The sequence below is a fragment of the Thiolapillus sp. genome, assembly GCF_048562965.1.
Lineage (GTDB): Bacteria > Pseudomonadota > Gammaproteobacteria > Chromatiales > Chromatiaceae > Thiolapillus > Thiolapillus brandeum_A.
The window spans coordinates 1-1,690 of the sequence record NZ_JBHNMF010000658.1; the positions used below are offsets into that span (position 1 = coordinate 1).

Annotated in this window: 1 protein-coding gene and 1 pseudogene; one reads left to right on the top strand and one right to left on the bottom strand. The window is 53.0% G+C overall.

The genetic code is table 11. The features are described 5' to 3' along the window. Positions 1-42 precede the first annotated feature (42 nt). Positions 43-1,387: pseudogene (locus ACOCD2_RS18860) on the top strand (IS1380 family transposase). Positions 1,388-1,397: 10 nt separating this feature from the next. On the opposite strand, the gene ACOCD2_RS18865 reads toward ACOCD2_RS18860, so the two are convergent. Then, positions 1,398-1,690: hypothetical protein (locus ACOCD2_RS18865; RefSeq protein ID WP_419625903.1), on the bottom strand; the 293-nt coding region annotated here is incomplete at its 5' end.

The following is a 1,690-nucleotide window of genomic DNA, read 5'->3' on the forward strand; positions in this document are numbered from 1 at the left end:
CCAAAATGTGGGCTTGTGAAACATCACCCAGCAGGTGAAGCAATGAAACGTTTCATCATCGAACAATCCAGCGCCGATATCATCAGCCACAGTGGCCTGTCTTTGATTGGTCAAGCGATCAAGCGATACACTCATCTCAGCGGTCAGTTGGATGCCAGCGTACCGATGCGACATGGAATCAAGCACTCTGATGTCATCAAAAGCTACCTGGCCCTGCTGAGTATCGGCAAGAATGATTTTGAAGCGATCAACGGTATAGAGAGCGAGTTCTATTTCACCAGCGCGATGGATATCGATGAGATACCTGGGGAAGCGACGTTGTGCCAACGCATGGATAAACATGCCATTAGTTTTCTCCCCATTGTAGAGAAAGCCGGTCGGGATTTTCTGAGCAATATCCAGCCTGCGCTACGGCCCTTATCCACCGGCCATATACCGGTCGATGCCGATGTCACGCCCATGGATAATTCAGGCAGCCACAAGGAGGGGGCATCAAGGACCTACAAGGGACACGATGGGTACGCGCCCATGGCGGTTTACCTTGGCCAGGAAGGCTACTGTATCGGCTTTGAACTTCGAGAAGGCAAGCAGCACTGCCAGAAAGACACGCCGGCCTTGTTGGCCCGAGCATTGCGGGATGCCCACAAGATCGCAGCCCAGCCCTTGTTGCTGAGGCTCGACGGTGGCAACGATGCCATTGAGAACATTGAGGTCGTGCTGGCGCATAACGAAGCGCATGGAGATCGGCCAGTGGTGGATTTTCTCAATCAAGTGGAACCCGCGCAGGCAGGATAAGGCGGACTGGCTTGCCATTGCGGAACAGAAGGGGAAGTGGATATATCCTCGGGAAGGGAAACGGGTTGCGCTGTTCAGTGTACAAACCACGCGGCATTGGAAGGGTCATAATTACTCGGTGCGTCGGGTCATTCGGATCATTGAAAGAACCATTGACAAGCACGGGCAACGGTTGCTGGTTCCTGAGATTGATCTTGAAGGCTGGTGGACCCGCCTGGACGTCAGTGAAGAAGACGTCATACAGCTTTATGCGGATCATGGCGCCTCGGAACAGTTCCACAGTGAATTCAAAACGGACAGGGATATCGAGCGCCTGCCTTCGGGTAAATTTGCTACCAATGCCCTGGTATTGGGCCTGAGCGTGCTGGCCTATAATATTCTGCGCTGGATCGGACAAAATGGCTTGCTGGGGTCGAAGTCACCCAAGCGGAGCAAGGCGCAGAGGCGACGGATCAGAACCGTGATGCAGGAACTGATGTATGTTGCCGCACGTATCATCAAAACAGCGCGCACCATCAAGATAAGTTTTGGCAGAGGTTGTCGATCGCTGCAGGCCTTTAATGCGGTGTATCGAAAACTGGCCTATGGCTAGACGTACCGGATCATAGCGGATAAGCCTTGCCCCATGGAGCAGTGCGCCTGAAATCCGTCGGTGTGTCATTCTTGCGGCAGCCCCGCTGAAAATCATGTCGCTGAGCAGTCAAACAAGGCAGCCGCCAGTCAAATAACGCTACCAGATGTAAGAATGAGCGAGCAAAATTGAAGGCCGCATTTGAAAATACGGATTCAGGTTGTTTACAGTCATTCTCAGTTCTCCCTTCGACGATATCGAGCACGCGGCCACCGGTAAGATCATAGAGGTTGCTGACAGAGTCGTGACCGGAGCGGAACTGTT